Source organism: Isoptericola sp. NPDC060257, assembly GCF_042726645.1.
Classification (GTDB): Bacteria; Actinomycetota; Actinomycetes; order Actinomycetales; family Cellulomonadaceae; genus Isoptericola; species Isoptericola nanjingensis.
In genome coordinates this window covers 1-1706 of record NZ_JBHXAW010000473.1, presented here as the reverse complement: position 1 = coordinate 1706, position 1706 = coordinate 1, and the positions used below count along the sequence as shown (strand labels likewise).

2 protein-coding genes are annotated in these 1706 nt (G+C 72.2%); one reads left to right on the top strand and one right to left on the bottom strand.

Annotation, left to right across the window (positions count from 1 at the left end):
• The coding region (locus ACFWEK_RS21415) for an MFS transporter (RefSeq protein WP_430555352.1) at positions 1 to 1112 on the top strand (1112 nt) is incomplete at its 5' end.
• Between the two features lie 56 nt (positions 1113 to 1168).
• Here ACFWEK_RS21415 and ACFWEK_RS21410 read toward each other — a convergent pair.
• Positions 1169 to 1648 carry an STM3941 family protein gene (locus ACFWEK_RS21410; protein ID WP_430555351.1) on the bottom strand — a complete coding sequence of 160 codons (480 nt, stop codon included), beginning with the start codon at positions 1646 to 1648 and terminating at the stop codon, positions 1169 to 1171.
• Positions 1649 to 1706: the final 58 nt, after the last annotated feature.

Sequence of the window (1706 nt, the reverse complement as noted above, 5' to 3'; positions counted from 1 at the left end):
GGCTGCTGCCGACCTACGGCGTCCTCGGCGTCGCGGCGCCGCTGCTGCTCGTGCTCCTCAAGCTGGTGCAGGGCTTCTCCACCGGTGGTGAGTACGCCGGCGTCACGACCTTCGTCGCCGAGCACGCCCCCGACCGCCGCCGCGGCTGGGCCGCCTCGTTCCTCGACTTCGGCAGCTACCTCGGCTTCGCGCTCGGCGCCGTCGTCGTGACGGTGCTGCAGGTGACGCTGGGCGAGCAGGCCATGCTCGACGGCGGGTGGCGGATCCCGTTCCTGGTCGCCGGCCCGATCGGCGCGTTCGCCGTGTGGTTCCGCCTGAAGATCGAGGAGTCCCCGGCGTTCCAGGCGCAGCAGGTCGCGGCCGAGGCCGCCAAGACCCACGGCGTCGAGACGCCCGCGCCCTCCGACGTCACGCTGCGCTCGCAGTGGCGACCGCTCGCCGTCGCGATGGTGCTCGTGGCCGTCGCCAACACCGCCGGCTACGCACTGACGAGCTACATGCCGACCTACCTCACCGACACGCTCGGCTACGAGGCGACGGCGGGCACCCTGCTGACCGTGCCCGTCCTGGTGCTGCTCGCGGTGATGATCCTCGTCGCCGGCCCGATCAGCGACCGCGTCGGCCGCCGTCCGCTGCTCTGGTTCGGCGCGGGCTCGCTCGCGGTGCTCGCGGCCCCGGCCTTCCTGCTCCTGGCGATGGGCCACGTGTGGTCCACGATCCTGGGCCTCGTGCTCATGGCGGTCCCGGTGGCGTGCATGGTCGGCGTGCAGGCGGCGACGCTGCCCGCGATGTTCCCCACCGCGGTGCGCTACCGCTCGATGGGCCTGGCCTACAACGTCGCGCTGGCGATCTTCGGCGGCACGACGCCGCTCATCGTGGAGTCGCTGACGCAGGCCACCGGCTCGAGCATGGCCCCGGCCTACTACCTCATGGGCTTCGCGCTCGTGGGTGCGGTCGCCGTCGGCTTCGTCAAGGAGAGCGCCGGCAAGCCGCTGCCGGGCTCCATGCCGTCGGTCGACACCGACGCCGAGGCCAAGGCGCTCGTGAAGACGCAGGAGAAGAACCCGGACCTCGACCTCGACGCGATGCCGGGTCTGGTCCCCGCGCACTGAGGCGACGTCGACGTAGTACCCGCTGCCGCTTCCTTCCACGGAACCAACAGCGGGTACTACGTCGACGACGGTGTCCCGCGGTAGAAGCCAGGGAGCAGGTGTCCCAGGCGCTCGAAGGCCTCGAGGAGGTCGCCCTCACGTCGGCCCACCGCGGTCAGCGGGATGCACACAGGAGAGCCGAACATCCTGGTGCTCGCCCGCGCGGCCTGTCGCCCAGCGGCCGAGGGCTGCCGTGCGGCCACGGCGTCGGGGTCGACCACCTCGACGACCAGTGTCCGTTCCGGGTGGTCCACGATGCGCATGCCGACCGTCTCGTACCACGCGACGCGCCCCACGCCGGAGAGAGACGCCCGGTCGACGAATCCGACGGCGTCGAGGACGAGTGCTGTGCGGTCTCGCCGGAGCAGCCGACGTGCCTGGAACAGGCCGGCCACCGCTGATACGGCGATGAACCCGGCGGCGGCCAGCAGCGCGAACGCCGACGACCTGCGGGAGAGAGCGAAGACCTCGGTCGGCTCCGCGGATCCGTGACTCACGGCGGGAGCGTAGCGGCGAGCGGAGGAAGACGACGAGGGCGGGCCCGCGTCGCGGACC